At 44.0% G+C, this 22,896-nt stretch carries 23 protein-coding genes; 13 read left to right on the top strand and 10 right to left on the bottom strand.

Features of this window, described 5'->3' with window-relative positions; genetic code table 11:
• Nucleotides 1-9: 9 nt before the first annotated feature.
• The 8 genes from NIAKO_RS00705 to NIAKO_RS00740 all read left to right on the top strand — a co-directional run bounded on the left by NIAKO_RS00705 (nucleotide 10) and on the right by NIAKO_RS00740 (nucleotide 5,501).
• A complete protein-coding gene (locus NIAKO_RS00705; protein WP_216595793.1) occupies nucleotides 10-831 on the top strand; it encodes an FAD-dependent oxidoreductase in 822 nt (273 codons plus the stop codon).
• A 44-nt stretch (nucleotides 832-875) separates the two neighbouring features.
• Nucleotides 876-1,889, top strand: a complete 1,014-nt coding sequence (locus tag NIAKO_RS00710; RefSeq protein WP_133055248.1) for a hypothetical protein — start codon at nucleotides 876-878, stop codon at nucleotides 1,887-1,889.
• A 23-nt stretch (nucleotides 1,890-1,912) separates the two neighbouring features.
• Nucleotides 1,913-2,341, top strand: a complete 429-nt coding sequence (locus NIAKO_RS00715; protein ID WP_014216459.1) for a hypothetical protein — start codon at nucleotides 1,913-1,915, stop codon at nucleotides 2,339-2,341.
• A 172-nt stretch (nucleotides 2,342-2,513) separates the two neighbouring features.
• Complete coding sequence (locus tag NIAKO_RS00720; protein WP_014216460.1) at nucleotides 2,514-3,347, top strand: ABC transporter ATP-binding protein; 834 nt, start codon at nucleotides 2,514-2,516, stop codon at nucleotides 3,345-3,347.
• Between the two features lie 10 nt (nucleotides 3,348-3,357).
• Nucleotides 3,358-4,188, top strand: a complete 831-nt coding sequence (locus tag NIAKO_RS00725; RefSeq protein WP_041346150.1) for a hypothetical protein — start codon at nucleotides 3,358-3,360, stop codon at nucleotides 4,186-4,188.
• An 18-nt stretch (nucleotides 4,189-4,206) separates the two neighbouring features.
• Entirely contained in the window at nucleotides 4,207-4,578 is a 372-nt protein-coding gene (locus NIAKO_RS00730; RefSeq protein WP_014216462.1) for a GntR family transcriptional regulator, read from the top strand.
• Nucleotides 4,579-4,596: 18 nt separating this feature from the next.
• Entirely contained in the window at nucleotides 4,597-5,301 is a 705-nt protein-coding gene (locus tag NIAKO_RS00735) for a hypothetical protein (RefSeq protein ID WP_041346151.1), read from the top strand.
• Between the two features lie 5 nt (nucleotides 5,302-5,306).
• Entirely contained in the window at nucleotides 5,307-5,501 is a 195-nt protein-coding gene (locus NIAKO_RS00740) for a hypothetical protein (RefSeq protein ID WP_014216464.1), read from the top strand.
• A gap of 69 nt (nucleotides 5,502-5,570) precedes the next feature.
• Here the strand turns inward: NIAKO_RS00740 and NIAKO_RS00745 are convergent, their stop codons facing one another.
• The 5 genes from NIAKO_RS00745 to deoC all read right to left on the bottom strand — a co-directional run bounded on the left by NIAKO_RS00745 (nucleotide 5,571) and on the right by deoC (nucleotide 8,713).
• Nucleotides 5,571-6,758, bottom strand: a complete 1,188-nt coding sequence (locus tag NIAKO_RS00745) for a M20 metallopeptidase family protein (protein ID WP_014216465.1) — start codon at nucleotides 6,756-6,758, stop codon at nucleotides 5,571-5,573.
• Between the two features lie 21 nt (nucleotides 6,759-6,779).
• Nucleotides 6,780-7,082, bottom strand: coding sequence for a type II toxin-antitoxin system RelE/ParE family toxin (locus NIAKO_RS00750; protein ID WP_014216466.1), 303 nt, complete (start codon nucleotides 7,080-7,082; stop codon nucleotides 6,780-6,782).
• Between the two features lie 6 nt (nucleotides 7,083-7,088).
• Nucleotides 7,089-7,334: an addiction module protein gene (locus tag NIAKO_RS00755; RefSeq protein WP_133055249.1), complete on the bottom strand. Its 246-nt coding sequence runs from the start codon at nucleotides 7,332-7,334 to the stop codon at nucleotides 7,089-7,091.
• Between the two features lie 51 nt (nucleotides 7,335-7,385).
• On the bottom strand, nucleotides 7,386-7,811 hold the full coding sequence (locus NIAKO_RS00760; RefSeq protein ID WP_014216468.1) for a hypothetical protein: 426 nt from the start codon (nucleotides 7,809-7,811) through the stop codon (nucleotides 7,386-7,388).
• A gap of 227 nt (nucleotides 7,812-8,038) precedes the next feature.
• Nucleotides 8,039-8,713: a deoxyribose-phosphate aldolase gene (gene deoC, locus NIAKO_RS00765; protein ID WP_014216469.1), complete on the bottom strand. Its 675-nt coding sequence runs from the start codon at nucleotides 8,711-8,713 to the stop codon at nucleotides 8,039-8,041.
• Nucleotides 8,714-8,814: 101 nt separating this feature from the next.
• Here deoC and NIAKO_RS00770 point away from each other — a divergent pair, with 101 nt between their 5' ends.
• The 4 genes from NIAKO_RS00770 (at nucleotide 8,815) to NIAKO_RS00785 (ending at nucleotide 14,911) form a co-directional block, all read left to right on the top strand.
• Entirely contained in the window at nucleotides 8,815-11,901 is a 3,087-nt protein-coding gene (locus NIAKO_RS00770; RefSeq protein ID WP_014216470.1) for an amidohydrolase family protein, read from the top strand.
• 81 nt (nucleotides 11,902-11,982) lie between these two features.
• The gene (locus NIAKO_RS00775; RefSeq protein WP_014216471.1) at nucleotides 11,983-13,290 is read left to right on the top strand and encodes an amidohydrolase family protein; all 1,308 of its coding nucleotides are present in this window, start codon (nucleotides 11,983-11,985) and stop codon (nucleotides 13,288-13,290) included.
• Between the two features lie 182 nt (nucleotides 13,291-13,472).
• On the top strand, nucleotides 13,473-14,060 hold the full coding sequence (locus NIAKO_RS00780) for a hypothetical protein (RefSeq protein ID WP_014216472.1): 588 nt from the start codon (nucleotides 13,473-13,475) through the stop codon (nucleotides 14,058-14,060).
• A gap of 47 nt (nucleotides 14,061-14,107) precedes the next feature.
• A complete protein-coding gene (locus tag NIAKO_RS00785) occupies nucleotides 14,108-14,911 on the top strand; it encodes a 3-keto-disaccharide hydrolase (RefSeq protein WP_014216473.1) in 804 nt (267 codons plus the stop codon).
• Between the two features lie 124 nt (nucleotides 14,912-15,035).
• On the opposite strand, the gene NIAKO_RS00790 is transcribed toward NIAKO_RS00785, so the two are convergent.
• The 4 genes from NIAKO_RS00790 to NIAKO_RS38905 form a co-directional block, all read right to left on the bottom strand.
• The gene (locus NIAKO_RS00790; RefSeq protein WP_014216474.1) at nucleotides 15,036-15,539 is read right to left on the bottom strand and encodes a methyltransferase family protein; all 504 of its coding nucleotides are present in this window, start codon (nucleotides 15,537-15,539) and stop codon (nucleotides 15,036-15,038) included.
• Nucleotides 15,540-15,553: 14 nt separating this feature from the next.
• Nucleotides 15,554-16,426, bottom strand: coding sequence for a class I SAM-dependent methyltransferase (locus tag NIAKO_RS00795; protein WP_014216475.1), 873 nt, complete (start codon nucleotides 16,424-16,426; stop codon nucleotides 15,554-15,556).
• A gap of 129 nt (nucleotides 16,427-16,555) precedes the next feature.
• Complete coding sequence (locus NIAKO_RS00800) at nucleotides 16,556-17,278, bottom strand: phosphodiester glycosidase family protein (RefSeq protein ID WP_014216476.1); 723 nt, start codon at nucleotides 17,276-17,278, stop codon at nucleotides 16,556-16,558.
• Between the two features lie 103 nt (nucleotides 17,279-17,381).
• Nucleotides 17,382-18,452, bottom strand: a complete 1,071-nt coding sequence (locus tag NIAKO_RS38905; protein WP_172642118.1) for a T9SS type A sorting domain-containing protein — start codon at nucleotides 18,450-18,452, stop codon at nucleotides 17,382-17,384.
• A 112-nt stretch (nucleotides 18,453-18,564) separates the two neighbouring features.
• Between NIAKO_RS38905 and NIAKO_RS38910 the strand changes: the two genes are divergently transcribed.
• Nucleotides 18,565-18,801, top strand: a complete 237-nt coding sequence (locus NIAKO_RS38910) for a hypothetical protein (protein WP_165761229.1) — start codon at nucleotides 18,565-18,567, stop codon at nucleotides 18,799-18,801.
• Nucleotides 18,802-19,350: 549 nt separating this feature from the next.
• On the opposite strand, the gene secA is transcribed toward NIAKO_RS38910, so the two are convergent.
• Nucleotides 19,351-22,671 (bottom strand): preprotein translocase subunit SecA, encoded by a 3,321-nt coding sequence (gene secA / locus NIAKO_RS00810; protein ID WP_014216478.1) that lies wholly within the window; start codon nucleotides 22,669-22,671, stop codon nucleotides 19,351-19,353.
• Nucleotides 22,672-22,896 lie beyond the last annotated feature (225 nt).

The following is a 22,896-nucleotide window of genomic DNA, read 5'->3' on the forward strand; positions in this document are numbered from 1 at the left end:
AGAGGCCCCTTGCGCGACATTTTTATTGAATCATTGCAACCTGATACAATTGTATGGGATCACCAGTTTGTAACTATGGAACGCCAGGGCGCCGGCTGGTTGCTTTCATTTAAAAACGGCAATGCCCGGTATGCCGACCTGGTGGTTGCAGCAGATGGAGCCAACTCAAAGATCCGTCCGCTCATTAATACCATTAAGCCGGTGTACTCGGGTTTAACGGTAATCGAAGGCAATGTTTATAATGCAGCCCGCCATGCGCCCAAACTGAATACGCTCACAAGCGGCGGAAAAGTGTTTGCCCTGGGAAAAAACAAATCACTCATTTTAAGCGCCAAGGGTGATGGCTGTTTATCGTTTTATACAGGAACCTGGGAAACGGAAAACTGGATCAATGAAAGCGGAATTGATTTCAGTAACCGGCAACAGGTACTAAGTTGGTTTCAGCAACGGTTTGCAGATTGGGATCCCTTGTGGCAGGAACTGTTTGAAACGGATGAAGTATATTTTGTACCCCGGCCCATGTATCATTATCCTTTGCCTCAGCAGTGGGATGCCCTGGACAATGCGACCATGATAGGTGATGCGGCTCACCGGATGCCGCCTTATGCAGGCGAGGGCGTGAACATGGCTATGCTGGATGCGGTGGAGTTAAGTGAATGTTTGTGTTCGCCCGGTTTTCCCAATTTACAAGCGGCTTTTGCCGGTTATGAAAAGCATATGTGCCAGCGCGCCGCTGAAGTAACCCGTATTACCCTGCAACAAATGCATGACCTGCATGCACCAGGCGCCATAAAAAATTTGCTGGCCGTATTTACACCCCCTGCAGACTAATTTACCCGGTATAAGAATTGCGGTACATAGCAAAACAACCGGCAATGAATTGGAGTAACGCTATAAAAATCATTATTCTATTAATGGGCATCGCATATACCCATCCGGGGCTTGCCCAAACTTCCGTTGGCGGTACCAGCCGGTTTTATGCAGAGAATGTTAAACAGGTTGACGATATCATTAAGGTTATAAAAGCGTTTTGTGATTCCATTAAACCGGTGCAGGTAAGTGACAGGAATATTAAGTTTGATAAAAAGAATATTCTGTATGTAAATAACCTGTTCAATACGGTTATTTCCGATAAAGCTTTTGCGCAGGAAACTAAAAAGAACGATCTTATTCAAACCAGTTCATTAAATGCCGGGTTGATCGGTTACCGGGAGTATAAATTTTATCCGCCAAACGGGTACCTCGACATGTCGATAGTACTTACGGTAATAGATGATAATATCCTGTATAAGAAGGTATGCATTCTGTCTCCACTGAAAAGGAAATGCGCCACCGACGACCGGCAAATCCCTTTTTTTGACTTTATGTATCTGCAGAAAGAGATCGTGCCCCTTATTGATTTTCCCATAAAGAATTGTATCAATTGCGACAGCCTGAAAGTGGACACCCTTTATCAATCGGTATTCAATGAAATGGCGAAAAAATACCCGGCGTACAAATTCACACCCGTTGGTACAACCGGGCCGGTAAAGCAGCTGATATTTAACAACGTTTACCTGCAGGTGAGCACTTACAACAATAAGAATGTTCCTGATCTTATGGCCCAGCTCGTAAAGCTGCAGGAATACGATGCCATTAAAAATCTGTTATACTCGCCCAACCAGCTGATGGCAATTAATGCCTATGAAGCGCTGGTATACCTGAAAAGCAAAGTGCAGTTGCCGATAGATGCAACAACGGATGCGAAAATGAAGGAGATCCTGAACAGCAATATACAAATACCCGTTTATTGCGGCCGGGATTGCAAACCCACCAATTTTGCCTACAATACGTTGAAGATAAAAGATAAAGATATTTACGACAAATATGCGGCCGCTTTTGGGGAATGAAGTAATTTGTTATTTTCGGCCATATGAAAAGATCGACAATTGTTAGAGCTGTTTTGGGCTTCTCGCTCGGTATTGCACTTATATTATCATTTATTTTTGTTGGGATCAAAGGGCAAAACGCTTACGAATTGCTCAGGAGTTTTGAACCAATCAGTAAAATTGACATTACTTACATTAATGCGCCAAATCTTCCACGTAAGGAAATGATAACTATTTCAGACAGGGCAATACTTGACAGCCTGAATAAATCTTTTAATAATCTTAAGTCACTAAGGGTCGATGTTTCCAAAACCAATGATTTTTATGCAGAACTGATAGTTTATAAGGCAGGCCAAAAAGCAAGCATGGATGTATTTAATTCTAAATTTACGGGATGGATACTAAGAGTTGGGTATTCAAAGTTTAAAGATGAGTATCTTTTTGAATTAATGCAAAAGCATATACCCAAATAACTAAGATTGAATATAATAGCAGGCCGTCCTCCAAAAAGAGGGCGGCTTTTTGTTTTAATCATTTCTTTTGTTATCACCATTCATCACATTTTTCCGCCAATCACATTTGGAAATCCGGAAAAAGCCCTTATGTTTGCGTGTACTATTAAACTAGTACACTAAAACGCCAAACATGATTCAAGTCCAAAACCTGCATTTTGGGTATCGACGCAAAAAGATCTTTACCGGTTTGAACCTGAAGCTGGAAGCCGGCCACATCTATGGCCTGCTTGGTAAGAATGGTACCGGCAAATCGACCCTGCTGAAAAATATGGCCGGCCTGTTATTCCCTCAGGAAGGTTCCATCAATGTACTGGGGTTTACCCCCGGTAAACGGCAGCCTGCTTTTTTGCAGGATATTTTTATGGTGCCTGAAGAATTTCATTTGCCTGATATGCCCATAGAGCATTTGATTAAATACAACGCCCCTTTTTACCCCAAATTCAACGAAGACCAATTTAACCGGTTTATCACCGAGTTCGACATTCCCCGCTCCAACACCATGCAGCAAATGAGTTATGGACAGAAGAAAAAGGTGTTGATCAGTTTTGGCCTGGCCTGTAATACGGCTGTACTATTAATGGATGAACCTACCAACGGGTTGGATATTATGAGTAAAAGCCAGTTTCGTAAAGTAATTGCCGGCTGTCTCGATGATAACAAATGTATAGTCATCAGCACGCACCAGGTTAAAGACCTGGAAAGCCTTATTGACCGCGTTACCATCATTGATGAAGGCCGTATTTTGTTCGACCAAACAGTTGATAACATTACCCGCAAGCTGTCTTTTCATATTTCCTACGATAGCGATGAAATAAAGCAGGCGTTGTTTCGCGAGCCTTCTTTGCGTGGCAGTGCGGTTGTTACCCGCAATACGCAGGGAGATGAAAGCAAGCTCGATCTTGAATTACTGTACAAGGCCATTGTGTTAAATGGTAATGCTATTCAATCTGTTTTTAACGCTTAAACTAATTGCTATGAATGCTGTTTTTGATTTGAAACGTTGGTCTCTGTATATAGGCAAACACTGGAATGAAAATAAAAGAAAATACCTGTTATCCCTGGCGGCTGTTGGCGGTTTGCTGATATTATGGTATTCGTTTCTGATGATCGTTAACCCCGATAACCCCATGGGATTACGAATGCAGATCGTTACCTACTATGTGGGTTTATACCTTACCGGTTGTTTATTTGCCAGTATGATCTTCAATGATCTTTCCGATGGCCCCAAAGCCATTCACTATTTATTAACGCCGGCGGCTGCCATGGAGAAGTTATTGACTGCGATCTTGTTTGGCGTGGTGTTGTTTTTTATCAGCTATACCTTCGTGTATTATGTGGTAGATTTTATTATGCTTAAAATATCGAACGGGGTAGTAAGCGCTTACCTGGAACGATTGCATCGTGCACCCAAACCGGCACAGGAAATTTTAAATGTATTTGTGTCTGATATACAGGGAGATGAGTTTTTATACTACATACTGCTTATCTTTTTTACAGTACAATCTATCTTTTTATTGGGCTCCGTTTATTTTGTAAAGAACCAATATATAAAAACACTTGTTTCTGGCCTGGTGGTGTTTTTGTTCATGGTTTTCTTCATACATAAAATATTGGGTTCGTTTATGCCTGACGGCAGTTTCTTTGAACCATTTACTATTTACCGGATATGGAATTCCGGCAAAAGAGAGGTAATGATACAATTACCGGAGTGGCTCAGTTCTATCCTGCTTTTTCTTGCCAAGTATGCGCTTGCGCCGTGTTTATGGGTGGTTGCTTATTTCAGGTTGAAAGAAAAAGAAGTTTAACGTTAAAATTACAATGATATGCAATTCAGAGAATCGCAAGCTATATACTTACAAATTGCGGATTATGTGTGCGAGAAGATCCTGCTAAAAGAATGGAAGGTGGAAGAACGGATTCCATCCGTTCGGGAACTGGCAGTGCAGTTAGAGGTGAACCCCAATACCGTAATGCGTACCTATGAATTTCTGCAACAACAGGAGATCATTTACAACCAGCGCGGCATCGGGTATTTTGTATCGCCCACTGCAATAAAGAATGCGCAAACCTATCGTAAAAACGACTTCGTGGAAAAAGACCTGCCGCAGGTTTTTCGTACGATGTACCTGCTGGGGATGGACCCCGAGGAGTTAAAACCCAGGTTTGAAAAATTCAAGAAACAACATTTTGCTTAACACTATCAAGAGCTAATAATGAAAACAAGCAATAAATTATTATTAGGTATTTTTCTTACCATCCTTATACTAACAACAACTGTTCAGTTGATGGTATATGCTAAATATAAGCGTGGCGAATTCACTCCTTTTAAAAGAGATCAGTTTGTTCAAATGACCGGTTTGCCCGTACCGGCTGCCCGGTTTATTTCCCTGAAGGGGATGGGGAGCTGCGCAGTATACCCTTTTTACAAACTTAAGGTGGATATAGAGAAGAATAACGCCAATATCATAAAATACCATATGGTAAACGATACGCTGGTTATTAGTGGCAGTTCTAAAAACATCGATGATAAACAGGAACCGGAAGGCATGAATAACAGCCTGGTGAATATTTACCTGCCCCCTTCTGTACAACTTACAGGCGCAAACTGTACCTTCAGAATATTTGGTACTGAAGATTCAACCTCAGCAGCTTCCTATAACATAAGTCTGAGGCATTCTTACCTGTTCATTAACTACGGTGGCCCCGACGATCATGCAGCACATTTTAATCAGTTAAATATCAACAGTGAAAGTTCGCGAATTGATCTGCATAGAAAAGCTGTTATAAATAACCTGAATTTGCAATTAACCGATTCACATCTGAATGATCTATCGGCAACCATCGGAAAGCTCACAATGGGGCCTGATGACAAGTCCTCGATTGAGCTGTCTGGTAAAAATGCTAACGCCTTAAAGTAAAATGTATGCAACACTTATTGTTGGCGATATCTGTTATCACACTCATGCTCATTGCTGGCAATGGCCGTGAGAAGAAATCCTTTGAAAATAGCAGGGTGAGCATGAAGATGAAAAAGCCGGCAATAAAAAATGTGGAGAATGAATTACCCGCAGACAAACCTTCTGTCTTTTTTTCAAGGTTCGACATGGTTGTATATTAATGACGCAGACATAGCCATGCAGAATAAAAAACCGGCAGTATTGTTTCAATAATACTGCCGGTTTTTTCTTTAAAACGTTGTACTGCTACCTAACCAGGCCATCATACCCATGCCGGTTTCAATAGCATTCTCGTCTATATTAAAAGTAGGCGTATGCACGCCTGATGTAATACCCTTAGCTACATTCATTACACCTAACCGGTAAAAGCAACCGGGGATGTGGGTGGTATAATAGCCAAAATCTTCTGCGCCCATACGCACTTCGGTAGTTTCCACCTGTTCTTTACCCATGTATTGTTCGGCCAGTGAACGGGCGGTTTTATTCAGTTCTTCATTATTATAAACAGTAGGGTAACCTACATCTATATGCAGATCAATTTCTGCGCCCATGCTATGCACCAGTTCGGTAGCCAGTTTGCGGATAAGCTCATGTGCTTTAAAACGCCATTCTTCATTAAGTGCCCTGAAGGTGCCCATCAGCTTCACTTCGCTGGGGATTACGTTGGTGGTATGCCCGCCCTGGATTGAACAGATAGACAGTACCGAAGGCGATAACGGGTTGTTGTTACGGCTGATGATCTGTTGCAGGCTAACAATAAGATGAGAGGCTACCAGAACAGTATCAACGGTTAAATGCGGTGCAGCCGCATGCCCGCCTTTACCCTTGATGGTGATGTATATTTCATCGGCGCTGGCCATTACCTGTCCGCCGCGAAAGCTCAGTTTACCAATTTCCAGTTGGGGATGTACGTGTAGGCCAAAGATGCCCTGTGGTTTTGGATTTTCCAGCACGCCTTCTTTGATAAGGATGCTGGCGCCACCGGGATTTCTTTCTTCACCGGGTTGAAAGATCAGTTTTACGGTTCCTTCCCACTCATCTTTTAACTCCTGTAAAATTTTGGCGGCGCCCAGTAAACAGGTCGTATGCACATCGTGCCCGCAGGCATGCATTACACCTTCGTTCTTTGATTTATAAGGAACATCATTTTGTTCGGTAATGGGGAGCGCATCCATATCGGCCCGCAGGGCAACCACTTTCTTCTCAGGGTTCTTTCCTTTTATTAAACCCACCACACCGGTGCCGGCCATAACGGTAAAGGGGATGCCAAATTCAGTTAATTTATGTTGAACGAAACGCGAGGTCTCGAATTCCTGGTAACTTAATTCAGGATGTGCATGTAAATGATGGCGAATATCTATAAACTCAACAGAGTATGTTTTTGCCAGGCTTTGGATCTTCTTCTGTAAAGTGCTCATAGCCACAAAGATAGATAGTTCCTAAGTTCTTTTTTGAGAAAAAATGGGATTTCTGCTATTATGTGTAATAGCTGTTATAACAATAGTTTGTGAAGACTCATCAATGTAAAAATGGATAGCGTAGGGAAAAATATCAGGATGGGCGATTCGAACGTTTTTATAACGAATGGCGTGCACAGTGGGCCTTTCTTTCAGGCGTAGAATAGTTGTTTTGATGTCTTGTGCAAAGCGTTTCTCTAATCCTTTTAACTGTAAACGATACCATTCTTTAGCCTCTTTTATATCTTGTTTTACTTCATCAAAGTAAACTAGTTTATAAGGCATAGCAGATTAATCTTCTTTATCTAATTCTGAAAACAATTCATCAATAGGCCTTAACCTGTCAGGATTTTGCTCAATTGCTGCCAATCGCTGATCAATTAATTGTTTTTGCCATTCTGGAAGTGGACCATCTAACTCGTCCACATCAGGATATTTATCCTTTATCCGTTTCCAGTCTTCAATGGAAATTTGTACAGCAATAGTATAACCGCTATTATCCGAAACATAATTTACTGCCATAATCTCAAAATTCAATGTTCTCAAATTTACTAAAAAGACAGCAAATAGGAAACAAAGTGCTGCAGCCTACAACGTACCCGACTTATCGGGGTTCACCTCAATAACATCGCGGATGATATACACGCCGGAAGGGAAGAAACGCTGAATGCTTGATAAATAAGGCTCTGCCTCTTCGCGGCTTTTAAAATCACCCACCTTCAGTTTCATATAAGGGGATTGCCATTGGAGGTATGCCTTCAGTTCGGGGAATTCCTGGTATATTTTAGTTTTTGCGGTAGTGGCTTTATTACGGTCGTTGGTGCTGATTACCAGTATCCGGAAACCCTGTACATAGCGGCGGGCATCGCGGGTGGTCAATTCATTGATCTGGATCTGCTTTTTTTCCAGCATTTCAATCCGTGGATCTTTATGCACCACCACCGAATTGCTGTCTGTTTGGGCAAAGATGCTATGGGACAGGATCAATAAAAAACAACTGATAATGTACTTCATGCGAAATATATTTATTTAAGCCACATAAATTAAGCTGGTACTGAATTGATGCGATGGGTTTTATGCAGCTTCTACCAATTTAAAAGCAAAATCTTCGCCAAAGATAATTTAAGAAGTTCCAGGTTACAAGTTCCAGGTTACAAGTTCCAGGTTCCGGGAATTCGTTTTCTCCCTGTAACCTGGAACTTGTAACCCCGCTGTTGCGGGGCAGGCTCTGCGACATATTGTTAGTATCCCGAAGTGCCATTTTGCGGCGCTCCTGTCACAATAGCTACTCCCGAACTGGTTCCCAACCGGTTGGCCCCGGCTTTAATGTATTGTTCTGCCGCCTCATAGGTGCGTATACCGCCAGACGCCTTAATTTTAATAGTAGACGGCAGGTGCGCCCGCATCAGTTGCACAGCCTCAATAGTGGCGCCTTTTTCGGCATAACCGGTACTGGTTTTTAAAAAATCAACCCCGCATTTGGCATATATTTCACAACATTTAATGATCTCTTCATCTGTTAAGATCCCGCTTTCAATAATCACTTTAACCAGCCTGTTTTGGGCATGGGCTTCTTCTACAATGGCTTCCATTTCCAGCTCCAGGTATTGCCAGGCCTTACTTTTAAGCGCTATCAGGTTTATCACCACATCCAGCTCATCGGCGCCGTCCTGGAGGGCCTGCTGCGCTTCCACCAGTTTGGCGCGGGCAACAGAATAACCAAACGGAAAGCCTATGACCGTAGCCGTTTTTACCCCACTGTTAACCAAAATTCCCCTGGCGTTTTTCACCAGCGGTGGCGGCACACACACCGCGTAAAATTTATGCTGGATCGCTTCCTCGCATAGCTTTTTAAGCTCATGTATGGTGGTTGCAGGTTTTAGCAGGGTGTGGTCGATATATTGTGCGATGTTCATGTAGCTTATTAAACCGTTAAAAACTTTTTAACCCGACTAAATTAGTTCATTTAACTAAATTCGACCCCTGTTCCCGATTTTAATCATAAACCAAAAAGCACATGAGAAAGTACTGTTTCTTTCCTCCAGGGAAGATCTTTTTTCTGTTGGGCCTGATGTTCATACTGCATTCAACTGCCATGGCACAGGTAACCTTTCCCGTAAATGGCGTTGCAGATCCCAAAGTAAAATGTTTTGCATTCACCAATGCCACCATTGTAAAGGACGTACAAACCACGCTCACCAATGCCACGCTGGTCATTCGTGAGGGAAAAATAGTGTCGGCAGGTACTTCGGTAACCATCCCGAAAGATGCGGTGGTGGTCAATTGCAGCGGTAAATTTATTTACCCTTCCTTTATCGACATTTACAGCGACTATGGCGTGGCCGTTCCGCAACGGCAGGGAGCGCCATTCGATTTTCGCGCCCCGGCACAACTTACCTCCAATACCAAGGGCGTATTTGGCTGGAACCAGGCGATCAGAAGCGAGATCGATGCTGCCAAATTATTTATTACCGATGACGCCAAAGCCGAACCTTTACGCAGTATTGGGTTTGGAACTGTGTTAACGCACCAGAAAGACGGTATCGCGCGTGGTACCGGCGCACTGGTAACCCTTGCCAGTGAAAAGGAAAACCTGGTGATGCTGAAAGAAAAAGCTTCGGCGAATTATTCATTCAGCAAAGGCACTTCTACCCAAAGCTATCCATCCTCCATGATGGGAACTATTGCTTTACTTCGCCAGACTTACCTCGATGCGCAGTGGTATAAAAGTAATCCGGCTGCCGAAGGTGTTAACCTGTCGCTGAAAAGCTGGAACGAAATTCAATCGCTGCCACAAATATTCGATGCAGGCGATAAATGGAACGACCTGCGTGCCGATCGCATTGGGGATGAATTTGGCGTTCAATACATCATAAAAGGCGGTGGTAACGAATACCAACGGATAAAAGACATCGCAGCCACTAAAGCCACCTATATTATCTCATTGAACTTTCCGCAGGCCATGGATGTGGAAGACCCCAACGAAGCGCGGTTTGTTTCCCTGGGCGATATGAAACACTGGGAACTGGCGCCAGGCAATCCTGCTGCGCTGGAAAAAGCTTCCATTCCGTTTTGTTTAACCGCAACGGAACTGAAAGACACTAAAACCTTCCTTACCAATTTGCGCAAAGCATTTGAATATGGGTTAAGCGAATCCAAAGCACTGGAAGCCCTAACCAAAACGCCGGCTACTGTATTGGGCGTATACGATAAAGTAGGAAGCCTCGATGCCGGAAAAGTGGCCAGCTTTTTAATCACCACCGGTGAAGTGTTTAAAGAAAAAACAGTGATCCTGCAAAACTGGGTGCAGGGTGAACGATACAATGTAAAAGATGAGAACTGGTCGTCTATTATGGGGCAATATACCATCCAGGTAAAATCGGCCGGTAATAGCAATAGTTATACGCTGGATGTAAAAAGCACTACCGAGGCTAATATTATCGCCAAGGATACCATTAAGGCGAAATTCAATTATGATGGCAAACTGGTGACCATCAGCTTTGCCACAGAGAAAAAGCCACGGGCTGCTTCCATCCGGTTGGGCGGTACGGTAAATGGTGACGTGTGGAATGGAAATGGAGTAGATGCGGAAGGCAATACCGTATTGTGGTGGGCCAGCTTTGCAAAAGCAGGTACGCCTGCTCCTGATACCAGCCGCAAAAAGCCGCTGGGCATGCTGGGCAAAGTGGTATATCCGTTTGATGGATATGGCTGGGATTCCCTGCCACAAGCTGAAACGATCTTAATTAAGAACGGTACCGTTTGGACCAATGAAAAAGAAGGCCGGTTGGAGAATACCGATGTGTTGATAAAGAACGGAAAGATTGCCCAGATCGGTAAAAACCTGAGTGAACCCGGCGCCAAAGTAATTGACGCTACCGGTAAGTTTGTTACCCCGGGCATCATCGATGAACACTCACACATTGCGGCCGCTTCTATTAATGAAGGCGCACAATCAGTAACTTCTGAAGTACGGATTGCCGATAACCTGAATCCCGAAGACATAAACATCTATCGCCAGTTAAGTGGTGGTGTTACTTCTTCCCACATCCTGCATGGTTCTGCCAATACCATTGGCGGGCAAACCCAGTTAATAAAACTGCGCTGGGGTGTCAATGATGAAGAGTTGAAGTTCAAAGGAGCTGATCCCTTCATCAAGTTTGCGCTGGGTGAGAATGTAAAACGCACTACCTCCCAAAACAACAACCGCTTTCCCGACACCCGCATGGGGGTTGAAGAAGTGCTGATGGATGCCTTTACCCGCGCCTGCGAATATGAAAAAGGTTGCAGGGAATCGGCGGAGGCTGCGGCCCCCAAAAAGAAAGGTCCTGCCGTTGCAGTAACAACTGCGCCTGTACGCCGCGATCTGGAACTGGAAGCCCTGGTTGAGATCATGAATAAAAAGCGGTTTATTACCTGTCACTCCTATGTACAAAGCGAGATCACGTCTACCATGCGCGTGGCTGAGCGTTTCAATTTCCGGGTAAATACATTCACCCATATTCTGGAAGGTTATAAAGTGGCCGATAAAATGAAAGCGCATGGCGCCAACGCTTCTACTTTCAGCGATTGGTGGGCGTATAAAACCGAAGTACAGGATGCCATTCCCTACAACGCTACATTAATGCAAAAGGTAGGGTTGAATGTATGTATCAACTCGGACGATGCAGAAATGGCGCGCCGCCTGAACCAGGAAGCGGCCAAAAGCGTAAAATACGGCGGCATGTCCGAAGAGGATGCCTTTAAAATGGTAACCCTGAACCCGGCCAAAGCCCTGCATGTGGAAGAAAAAGTAGGCAGTTTAAAACCGGGTAAAGATGCCGATGTGGTGGTATGGAGCGATAACCCGTTAAGCATTTATGCAAAGGCCGAGCAAACCATCGTAGATGGTACTGTTTATTTTGACCGCACCCGCGACCAGGAGTTGCGTAAAAAGATCGCGGCTGAAAAAAACCGCCTTGTGCAGAAAATGCTTGGTGAAAAAAGAAGTGGCAGCCCGGTTCAACCGGCAACTCCCAGTTACCAGGTTATATTAAGCTGTGGCGATCATGACCACCATGATGGATTGATCACGGTTGATGTAGATGAAAATGATGTGAACTAATCGTGAATCGGCAATCGTGAATGGCTCGCTTAATGCGAGATAAAAATTAAACGGTTGCCTTACTATTTTAAACTGTTTACAATGAAAAAATTAATCATACTCATACACTGCCTGGCGTTGCTGATCCCGGTTCAGGCGCAGGAAGATGTATATCCGGCCAAATCGTATGCCGGGAAATTATTTATCACTAACGGTACCATACACGTGGGCAATGGCCAGGTTATAGAAAACGGTTCTGTTGTGGTAGATAACGGAAAAATTACCCAGGTAGGCGCTAATATCTCCGTGCCTGCCGATGCCAAAGTAGTAGATGCAAAAGGAAAACAGGTATATCCCGGTTTAATATTACCGGTTACAGATCTTGGTCTGCATGAAATTGGAAACGGCGTTAGGGGTTCCAACGATTACCTCGAACTGGGCGAATACAACAACAGTATCCGTTCCATTGTAGCCTACAATACCGATTCAAAGATCATCAACACCCTGAAAGCAAATGGTATTTTACTGGCGGGCGTTACACCGCAGGGGGGCGTTATCAGTGGTTCTTCTTCTGTTGTACAACTGGATGCCTGGAACTGGGAAGATGCGGCCTATAAAATGGACAATGGCATTCACCTGAACATGCCCTCCTTTGTAAGCCGACCCAACCGCTTTGCTGCATTTGCAGGGGTGCCTCAACAACATACCGACCCTACAAAAGAGGCCTTGAAAAGGATAGATGACATCAAGGACCTGTTTCGCCAGGCAAAAGCATACTTACAGGAACCAAACCATAAGGAAACCAACCTGAAGTTTGAAGCGTTGAAAGGACTGTTCAATAAAAGCCAGAAGTTGTTTGTTCATGCCGACCAGGTAAAGCAAATGCTGATAGCCATTGACTTTGTAAAAGAGTTTGGGTTTGATGTAGTATTGGTGGGCGCCAGTGAAAGCTTTCAAATTGCCGATTTGCTGAAACAAAACAATATTGCGGTGATCCTGTCTGATGAGCATGCATTACCTGCAGCTGAAGACGACGACGTTGACCAGCCTTTTAAAACACCCGCCATGCTGCAAAAGGCCGGCGTGCTGTTTGCGCTGAACGATGAACATGCCGAAAGCAGGTATCGCAACCTGGCCTTCAATGCCGGCACAGCTGCATCCTATGGGTTAACCAGGGAGCAGGCATTACAGGCTATTACGCTGAACTCAGCAAAGATCCTGGGTGTTGATGATAAAACGGGGACGCTGGAAGCAGGTAAAGATGCGAATATTGTAGTGAGCGATGGCGATATCCTCGACATGCGTACCAGCATTATTCAACACGCTTTTATCCAGGGCCGGGAAGTGAGTTTGGAGAACAAACAAAAGCAGTTGTTCGAGCGGTACAAGTATAAATATGAGCTGAAATAATCGCTGCTTTATATCTTATCACGAATGCCTCCGATGTTATCGGGGGCATTTCTTTTTAATAATTCTTTGATCAAAATCAAGAATCTGATTTCCTAACGTAGATCAGCTTTTTTATATTCAGCACAGTCGTTATATGAAGTATATTCAATCATATACTTCACTTTAACCCTAAATGCCTGTATATGAAAAAAATGTTGGTACTGCTGGGTATCACTGTAACCGCCACCATCCTACTGGTTTTTTGTAATACACCCGCGGCTGAAGAACATATTGCAGCCGCCAGTACGGTAACTATATCACCCGACAGTATGGTAAAACGGGGCGCCTATCTGGTTAGTATTATGGGTTGTAACGATTGTCATTCTCCAAAAAAGATGGGACCCCAGGGACCCTATCCCGATCCCGACAGACTGTTATCGGGTCACCCGGCTGATGCACCGGTGGCTAAATTTGATACCAGCACCTCCAAAAACTGGATCCTGTTTAACCAGATGCTGACCAATTATGTTGGCCCATGGGGTATTTCTTATTCAGCTAATATTTCTTCTGATTCTACCGGTATTGGCAACTGGAGCGAAAAGCAATTCTTTAAAGCGATCCGTGAAGGGAAGTACCTGGGATTGGATAACACCCGCCCCTTATTGCCACCCATGCCCTGGCAGGAATACAGACATGCAAGTGACGATGATCTGAGGGCCATTTTCGCTTTCCTTAAATCAACCAAACCTGTAAAGAACGTAGTACCACAAGCAATGATCAATATGCATTAGACTTCGGTAATAATCCTGTAACTTTCGTATAAAGAACATTATCCTTTATGCATACAGGATCATACCTCCGCAACTGTATTTTAGGTTTTGCCCTCATAGCTATTGCAGCCTGTCACAGCGCCAATAAAGTTCAGTCTGGTAAAACAGGCTGGGTAAAACTATTTAATGGCCGCGATTTGAACGACTGGGTGGTAAAGATCAACCATCACGAAGTGGGAGATAACTTCGGAAATACATTCCGGGTAGAAGACGGTATGATAAACGTGCGCTATGATCAATATGGCGCTTATAACGAGCAGTTCGGTCACCTGTATTATAAAACGCCTTTCTCGTATTATCACCTGGTGGTTGAATACCGGTTTACGGGCGAATGGAAGAAAGATGCCCCTGAATATACATTACTCAACAGCGGTATTATGTTCCATTCGCAGGATCCGCATACCATGCCCAAAGAACAGAACTGGCCAATCTCAATCGAGTTTCAGTTATTAGGTGGTTTGGGTGATGGCAAGCCCCGGCCTACCGGCAATATGTGTTCGCCCGGAACCAATATTGTTTATAATGGCGTGCTGGATACGCGGCATTGTATTAATTCTACTTCCAAAACCTACGATGGCGATCAGTGGGTGCGTGCCGAACTGATCGTACTGGGCGATTCATCCATCACACACATCATAAATGGCGACACGGTAATGCGCTACTCCAAACCGCAGATAGGTGGGGGAGTGGTTGAAAACTATGATCCAAAGATCAAGCAGGATGGCAAGATCCTTTCTTCAGGTTTTATTGCCCTGCAGAGCGAAGGGCAACCAGTTGATTTTAGGAAAGTTGAGATAAAGGAGTTGAAATAAAGTTCTTAGGTTATTAGGTTCGTAAGTTATTGGGTTCGTTAGTTTTTGAGTTTTTGAAAACTTATAAACTCAAGAACTTAATAACTTACAAACCTGCCTCTACGTGCTCCTGTTTCCCCTTACATTACGAATTCAACAATCTAAACGGCCTCAACCTCGGTATCCACCGGGGTACATGTTTCTTATACTTTAAATAATCGCTGCCAAAGCGTTGCAGCATACTGCGTTCTTCTACAAAAATAAAATACAGGGTATTGATGATAAAGAAGGCTACTGCCCAGGCCAGTACGCTGGTTGAATACAGCATTAATCCTTCCCCTGTTATCATAAAGAACACCCCGGTGATCATGGGATTGCGGCAATAGCGGTATGGACCTTCCACAATCAGCTTTTTGGTAGGTTCCCAGGGCGCCAGCGTTCCATGGCCAAGCATTTTAAAAAGAAACACCGTATACACAAACAGGGCTGAACCACCCACTGCTATTAACCAGCCTATTAGTTTGGTGGTTAATGTATGCGGTATGAACGGGTCCCTGCTATCATATAGCAGATAGGGAATAATAAATGTTACCGTGAAAGGCATTAAAAGAATATCACGTAAGTGTTTCCAGTTTGATGGCGACTCCATATGTCAAATAAATTTTAAGCTTTAGATGCAAATGCTACTCTGTAAAATTCATATCCCTTTTCAGGGCGATTGGGCAAGTATCTATCGCGGTAATCAGATGCTCCGGAGTCTTCAAGTAGTACGAAATTATAATGTTGCAGGTAGGCGGATAATTTTTCAGGACTAAACCCGAATGTCCAGCGTTCTTCAATGGCATCCAGGTCTTTCAACAGTTTTTGAGCGCCAAAAAAGGTTTCGGGCGCGTCCAGTACCTGTTGATGTACATAGGTAAAGATAATGCAGGAACCTTTGGCAAACTGACTGGCGAAAGCGAAGGTACTATCTATCGCCTGTGCATTCAAATAATTGGTAACACCTTCCCAGATGATGGTGGTTGGAATGGAAAAATCCAGCTTTTCCCTTACCGCCAGCTCTTGCAGGCTTTCTTTGTTAAAATCTATTTGCCAGTAATGGATATGGTTTGGAAGATGGCCCAGTGTTTTTTTCAGGATGGAGGTTTTTTTCTGGGCAGTGTTGGGGTGGTCTATTTCAATAACAGGAATGTTTGATAAATAATCAAGCCGAAGCGCACGGGTATCAAAACCGGCGCCCAGTATTATTACCTGTTGTATGTTTTGTTGAACAGTTTGTTGTAACAGATCGTCGATATACCGGGTGCGGGCGATGCCTGAGGTTAGGGCGCCCGGTATTTTTTTGTGTATAGTGTTTTGAACGTAATTACGAACGAATGAAAGAAAGGAGAGGCGTGCAACCCAGTTTAATTTCCCATCCAAAAATGATACTGCATACGGATCAACAAATAGCCGTTTATTTGCAGGTTGAGTGGTTTCAAGTGCCCGGAATAAAGCCATGTATTGCGCTGTCTGGCTTGCCTTATCTGCTTTCATACATCGCTATGCATTTGGAAACTAAAATACACCGTTTAGCCGGAAGTTGATGAGCCTTAACAGGAAATTTACCACTAAGTAGTAGCGTTTTTTTGCGGCATATTTTGAATTATACTATGTAAGTAAATGCTAAAATGTTGATACGCCTATTATTACGCCAAACGAACCATCGGTTTCTGATAAATTCTTTTCAGGTAAATACATACGGGATACAAAACCATCCAGGTACAAAGCGTTTTTACACCCCAGGTTCTTAAAGTATTCCGCAAAATCGTAAAAATTGATTTCCTCTTTCGAGATGGCAAATACTATTTTATTATCTGGAAGAATACCTACACCGTTCCTGATATTTACATTAGCCGATCCTTGTTTAAACGCAGGATGAATAGCGCCATCGATCACCAGCATGGGGCCCGATTGGGTAGCCCATTTCACCTGCTTTTTGTCATTGGAAAAATCGGGTGTGGTGCAAATAGCTGCGGTGTTATTGTTGTTTATATAAAATACGCCGTTGGGTTTAAGAAAGAAGTTGCCACTGCCCGATGCGGTAACCAGCGGTCTTATAGTTTGCTGCTGTTGAATGTACAGGCCACAAGGGGTGTAATCGGGTTGAAACATGCCGCCATTCATGGCAAATACCAGCTTCTTTTTTTTGCTGGCTACATAGTTTTTTAAATTATCGAAGTTTTGAATGATCTGTCCTTTACCATCCTTCCAGTACAATTGCAGGTCCTGCTTTTTAGTGTCTACAATGTAACTGATGATCTTATCGGTTTGGGCATATGTGCGAAGGGAGACTGATAGTATAACAAGAATAGTTAACACCAGGCTGGTGAATCGGATCGGCTTCATGAAAAGAATGGGTTTAGCCCTTAAGTTAAAAAAGTCCTGACAGAGTCGTCAGGACTTTTTTAAAATTATAACTTATTAAACTTTCTGTTAATTACAGGGAAAGTTATTGCTTCACTAATTTTTTCTGCAACAAGTGATTATTGCCGGCCCAGATATCTACTACATAAATACCTGCGCTCAGGTTGCCAGGAACAGATAAGTTCAGGGAATTAGTTCCAGCTCCCATTTGTCTCGTGGTGGTATATACGGTTCTGCCATAAAAATCAACCAACCGCACTTTTACATTTTCTGCAGTGGTTAATTGTACCTGCAGATTCAGTTCTTTTTTAAATGGATTGGGAAGTACCCGCGCCGATACTTCAGCGTTCAATGGAGCTGTGGGTGTTTCGTTTACTGCTACGCGTGCCGGTTTTGGCGGCATGGTGCAGCTGGCAAAATCAATGCTTGCAAATCCGCCGGTGGCAGTCAATTGTGTAAACGCATTAGTAGACAGCGTATATTTATACACGTTCAAATAACGCCCGCCAATGATAAAAGTTCCGTCAGGACCGATAGCTACCGACTGGCAGCCGGTTGAAGGGAAATTAGGGATACTGTACACCCAGGTAGCGACATTGTCATTAGCGGCGTTGTTTATTTTGTAAACCTTACCCGCAAAAGTGATCAGGATCAGGTTGCCGGATCCATCACAAACAATATCACCACCGTTCTCAAGTAATACACTATTACTGCCATTACTTATGTCATCGACAAGAGCGCCACGTTTAGTTACAGTAACACTGGTGGCATCTGCCGTGAAACGGATAAATTCCAAGCCATCATCTGTTATGGCATATCCCTGCCCCTGGGTATCCATAGTCATTCGGGTAATGAGCGAGGTAGTATTTGTTGTAAGGGGTTGGTTTTTAAGCCGGAAAGCGCTGGGGTTACCACTGTTAACGCCAGGGTTGGTACCATAATAGCAAAGGTCTGCAGGTACACCGCTGATAGGTTTGTTTACAAAATACAGCCGGGTTGACCCAGTCTGCATAGCCATAGCTGTAGCATCCGTTAAAACATTGTTTGCCGGTAAAGAATTAAAGGCAGGGGTAGGCAGAGAAGCATCATATTCATAACCGATGCTGTTTTTTCCATCATAAACGAGAGTAGTGGCCCCTCCGGTATTAAAATTCACCTCTCTTATAAACTGATAAGGCCAATACAAAGTAGGAGCAGGTGGAAGATAACCCGGGGAGTACATGGTAGTAAGCGAATAAAATTTTAGAGAACAATCATCGCTGGGACGTATGGTGGTTGTTGTCGGATCCGAAGTTACAGTTGAAAAATTAGTTCCCGTTAAAACGGCGCTGTTATTAATAACGCCAGTATTTGCAGTTATCATCATCTCAAATCTTATAAAAACCCCATCGTACGGCGAGGACGAAGCAGGTAATGGAATTGGCGTTGCTGTAGTAAAGGGCATTATACCACCAGGCAGGTCAGGAAACGGAGCACCATTAATCGTAGTTGAGCCCGCTATATAAGATGTACCACCTGGAACAGGGCAAACAACCCGGGGATCGACCATATCTAAAGGCCCGGTAACATAAATTGTATACCTAAACCTATTGCCAAAATTTGTCCATGAGCCATCCTGGCCGGTTGTGCGGTCACTCGTTGATAAAACAATTGCTTGCGCCCTGGTAGTTTCCGCGATGCTAAATGTTAACAATAGCGTAAAAAACAAAGTACGTAGTGGATAAAATTTCGCTTTCATAAAACAGGTTTATGTTAATAATAAAAAAGTGACTGATTGATACAGTTAAATAGTGCTATAGTAATCCGTTGAATTACATTATAGGGATGAATGAAGAGTTGCTGACTAACTGAGATGCGTAACCAAAGGTAACAGCGTCAATATTATCTTCCAATTCTATAAATAACTGTGCAGAATCGGGCGATAAGTGTGTAGATTTGGGGAATATTCGTGTAATCAATGTTGATAGATGTGATTCGCTGTCTGGTATAAAATAAAAAAGGCTGTCTCATCGAGACAGCCTTCATATAAAAAATACAATTTATTAATCTTTCTATTACAATCCTGCGCCGTGACAGTTCTTGAACTTTTTGCCACTTCCGCAAGGACAGGGGTCGTTACGGCCAACTTTGGGGCCTACACGAACCGGCTCATGCTTGATGGGTTCATCACTGAACTGGTCATTTTCATTCGCTGCATAATCTTCGCCACGGGCATCAATTTCTTCTTTATTAGCGCGCATGCGGCTCATGTCGGTCTTTTGTTCATGACCTTCACGGATCTGCTGAGGGCCCTGCTGCTCTACAGGAATACCTGCATGGCATAAGAAGCTGATGATGTCTTTGTTTACATCGCTGTCCATTTGTTTGAACTGATCGTAAGCAGAGATCTTATAAATAACCAGCGGATCTTTCTGTTCCAGGTAAGCTGTTTGCACGCTTTGTTTCAGGTCATCCATTGCACGCAGGTGCTCTTTCCAGGCTTCATCAATAACAGCCAGGGTTATTTGTCTTTCCAGTGCGCTGATCAGCTCACGGCCATGTGTCTCGAGCGTTTTGTTCAGCCCGGACAATACCTGTAAGCCTTTTTTATTATCAGAAAAAGGTACCACCACATTTTCAATATGGCCGCCCTGTGTATTACGGATATTCTGGAATACCGGTACTGCCTGCTTTTGCAGTTCTTCGGTTTTATGCTGATAACGGCCAATAGCTTCCTGGTATAATTTTTCAGCCAGGTCGTTGGCTTTGGCTTTTTCAAATTCTTCCTGGGTAATAGCGCTGTCGATACCAAAATTCACGATGGCTGCCAGCTTAAACCCTTCGTAATCGCTTTGTTCCTGGAAGGAATTCACCAGGCCTTCAGCAACAATATAGAAGGCGTTATCGAGGTCAAGCGCCAGACGGTCGCCAAACAACGCGTGGTTACGTTTTTTGTAAATTACGTTACGTTGTTTGTTCATTACATCATCGTATTCAAGCAGGCGTTTACGAATACCAAAGTTATTTTCTTCTACTTTCTTTTGTGCGCGCTCAATGCTCTTGGTGATCATACTGTGCTGGATCACTTCACCTTCTTTGTAACCAAAGCGGTCCATGATGCTGGCGATACGCTCACTACCAAACAAACGCATCAGGTCGTCTTCGAGCGAAACATAGAATTGAGAAGTACCGGGATCGCCCTGACGGCCGGCACGACCACGCAACTGGCGGTCAACACGGCGGCTTTCGTGGCGTTCAGTACCAATGATTGCCAAACCACCGGCTTCTTTAACACCGGGTCCGAGCTTAATATCGGTACCACGACCGGCCATGTTGGTGGCAATGGTAACAGCGCCAGCCAAACCGGCTTCCTGTACTACCTGTGCCTCACGGGCGTGTTGTTTGGCGTTTAATACGTTGTGCGGGATCTTTTTACCCTGCATCATTTTACTCAGCAATTCGCTCACTTCCACATTGGTGGTACCAACCAGTACCGGGCGGCCGGCAGCACGCAGTCTTTCTATTTCCTCAATTACGGCTTTGTATTTTTCGCGTTTGGTTTTATACACCAAATCTTCCTGGTCTTTACGCACCGCCGTAACGTTTGTAGGAACGGTTACCACATCCAGTTTGTAAATATCCCAGAACTCGCCGGCTTCGGTTACGGCTGTACCCGTCATGCCAGCCAGTTTGTGATACATCCGGAAGTAGTTCTGAAGGGTAATGGTAGCGTAGGTTTGCGTGGCCGCTTCAATTTTCACATTTTCCTTGGCTTCAATGGCCTGGTGTAAACCATCGCTGTAACGGCGGCCATCGAGAATACGGCCGGTTTGCTCATCTACGATCTTTACCTGACCATCCATTACTACGTACTCCACATCTTTATCGAACAACGTGTATGCTTTCAGCAATTGTTGTACGGTGTGAATACGATCGGCTTTGATGGTGTATTCATTAAGAATTGCTTCTTTGCGTTGCAGTTTATCTTCTGAAGGAAGATCGCTCTTGTCAATTTCTGCCAGGTGAAAACCAATATCGGGCAGAACGAAGAAGTCAGGGTCTTCACCGGAGCGGGTGATGGCCTGAATACCTTTATCGGTTAAATCGACCGAGTTGTTTTTTTCATCGATGTGAAAGAACAGTTCTTCATCAACCACCGGCATTTGTTTCTGCTGATCGGCCAGGTAATAGTTCTCGGCCTTTTGCAGTTTTACCCTGGTGCCGGGTTCGCTCAGGAACTTGATGAGGGCGCTGTGTTTAGGCAAACCGCGAAACGCGCGCATCAATGCCAAACCACCTGTTTTTGGATCGTCGTCACCACCTTCAAATAACTTCCTGGCATCGATCAGGTTTTTGTTTACTACCTGTCTTTGCATTTCAAACAGGTTGCGAACGCGATCGCGTAAAATATGATATTGCTGATCTTCACCACGGGGCACCGGACCGGAAATGATCAACGGCGTACGTGCATCATCGATCAACACGCTATCCACCTCATCCACCATGGCGAAATGGTGTTTGCGTTGCACCATTTCTTCAGGAGTATGCACCATGTTATCGCGCAGGTAGTCAAAACCAAATTCATTGTTGGTGCCGTATGTAATATCGGCCTGGTAGGCTTGTCTTCTTTCCGTACTGTTGGGTTGGTGTTTGTCAATGCAATCAACCGTAAGACCTAACCATTCAAAAATGGTCCCGTTCCACTCAGAGTCACGTTTGGCCAGGTAATCGTTCACGGTTACAATGTGAACCCCTTCGCCAGCCAGGGCGTTGAGGTAAGCCGGCAGGGTAGAAACCAGGGTTTTACCTTCACCGGTTGCCATTTCTGAAATTTTACCCTGATGCAATACTGTACCACCAATAAGCTGCACATCATAGTGCACCATGTTCCAGGTGATGGAGTTGCCACCAGCATTCCAGCTGTTTTTGAAAACGGAATTATTGCCCTGGATGGTAATGTATTCTTTTTTTACACTCAGCTCGCGATCGAGGTCGGTTGCAGTGGCCACCATTTCAGGGTTTTCCTTAAAGCGGCGGGCTGTTTCCTTCACCACGGCAAATGCTTCCGGGTGAATTTCTTTCAGTACTTCTTCTATCTGCTTATCGCGATCTTTTATCAGGGCATCTACCTGTTGGTAAAGAGCATCTTTCCCTACGATATCGCTAAAAGGCAGTTCTTCTGCCTGTTTATTTAAGCTGGCTATTTCATTGTCAATTTTTTCCAGGTGTGCTTTTATGCGGGCTCTGAATTCCTGGGTTTTGTTGCGCAATTGATCGTTAGATAGCGACTGGTAAGCGGTAAAGTGTTTATTGATCTGGTCTACAAGCGGACGAATTACACTTATGTCCTTCTCCGACTTGCTTCCACCGAACATTTTTGACAGAAAACCTAACATGATATAGCGGTTAATTATTTTTAAAGATTACAAACCCATATTTGGTCAAAAAGAATGCTACACTTTGGTAGCGAGCCAATTTGACAGGGACGTCAAAGGTAAGAAAAAGCGGGCAGTTGGCAGTGGTATATATCAATGGTTTGCAGGCAATAGGCGGAGATTTTAAGCACCATTTTTTTTAAATGGCTTAAACGAACCAGGTAATGGAGGCGTGTTCCGGTTTTT

Source organism: Niastella koreensis GR20-10 (genome assembly GCF_000246855.1).
Classification (GTDB): domain Bacteria; phylum Bacteroidota; class Bacteroidia; order Chitinophagales; family Chitinophagaceae; genus Niastella; species Niastella koreensis.

Excerpts from the sequence above, each read along its gene's own strand:
- NIAKO_RS00710 (WP_133055248.1), top strand. The coding sequence starts at position 876 with ATGAATTGGAGTAACGCTATAAAAATCATTATTCTATTAATGGGCATC.
- NIAKO_RS00715 (WP_014216459.1), top strand. The coding sequence starts at position 1,913 with ATGAAAAGATCGACAATTGTTAGAGCTGTTTTGGGCTTCTCGCTCGGT.
- NIAKO_RS00720 (WP_014216460.1), top strand. The coding sequence starts at position 2,514 with ATGATTCAAGTCCAAAACCTGCATTTTGGGTATCGACGCAAAAAGATC.
- NIAKO_RS00725 (WP_041346150.1), top strand. The coding sequence starts at position 3,358 with ATGAATGCTGTTTTTGATTTGAAACGTTGGTCTCTGTATATAGGCAAA.
- NIAKO_RS00730 (WP_014216462.1), top strand. The coding sequence starts at position 4,207 with ATGCAATTCAGAGAATCGCAAGCTATATACTTACAAATTGCGGATTAT.
- NIAKO_RS00735 (WP_041346151.1), top strand. The coding sequence starts at position 4,597 with ATGAAAACAAGCAATAAATTATTATTAGGTATTTTTCTTACCATCCTT.
- NIAKO_RS00740 (WP_014216464.1), top strand. The coding sequence starts at position 5,307 with ATGCAACACTTATTGTTGGCGATATCTGTTATCACACTCATGCTCATT.
- NIAKO_RS00745 (WP_014216465.1), bottom strand. The coding sequence starts at position 6,758 with ATGAGCACTTTACAGAAGAAGATCCAAAGCCTGGCAAAAACATACTCT.
- NIAKO_RS00750 (WP_014216466.1), bottom strand. The coding sequence starts at position 7,082 with ATGCCTTATAAACTAGTTTACTTTGATGAAGTAAAACAAGATATAAAA.
- NIAKO_RS00760 (WP_014216468.1), bottom strand. The coding sequence starts at position 7,811 with ATGAAGTACATTATCAGTTGTTTTTTATTGATCCTGTCCCATAGCATC.
- deoC (WP_014216469.1), bottom strand. The coding sequence starts at position 8,713 with ATGAACATCGCACAATATATCGACCACACCCTGCTAAAACCTGCAACC.
- NIAKO_RS00770 (WP_014216470.1), top strand. The coding sequence starts at position 8,815 with ATGAGAAAGTACTGTTTCTTTCCTCCAGGGAAGATCTTTTTTCTGTTG.
- NIAKO_RS00775 (WP_014216471.1), top strand. The coding sequence starts at position 11,983 with ATGAAAAAATTAATCATACTCATACACTGCCTGGCGTTGCTGATCCCG.
- NIAKO_RS00780 (WP_014216472.1), top strand. The coding sequence starts at position 13,473 with ATGAAAAAAATGTTGGTACTGCTGGGTATCACTGTAACCGCCACCATC.
- NIAKO_RS00785 (WP_014216473.1), top strand. The coding sequence starts at position 14,108 with ATGCATACAGGATCATACCTCCGCAACTGTATTTTAGGTTTTGCCCTC.
- NIAKO_RS00790 (WP_014216474.1), bottom strand. The coding sequence starts at position 15,539 with ATGGAGTCGCCATCAAACTGGAAACACTTACGTGATATTCTTTTAATG.
- NIAKO_RS00795 (WP_014216475.1), bottom strand. The coding sequence starts at position 16,426 with ATGAAAGCAGATAAGGCAAGCCAGACAGCGCAATACATGGCTTTATTC.
- NIAKO_RS00800 (WP_014216476.1), bottom strand. The coding sequence starts at position 17,278 with ATGAAGCCGATCCGATTCACCAGCCTGGTGTTAACTATTCTTGTTATA.
- NIAKO_RS38910 (WP_165761229.1), top strand. The coding sequence starts at position 18,565 with ATGGTGGTTGTTGTCGGATCCGAAGTTACAGTTGAAAAATTAGTTCCC.
- secA (WP_014216478.1), bottom strand. The coding sequence starts at position 22,671 with ATGTTAGGTTTTCTGTCAAAAATGTTCGGTGGAAGCAAGTCGGAGAAG.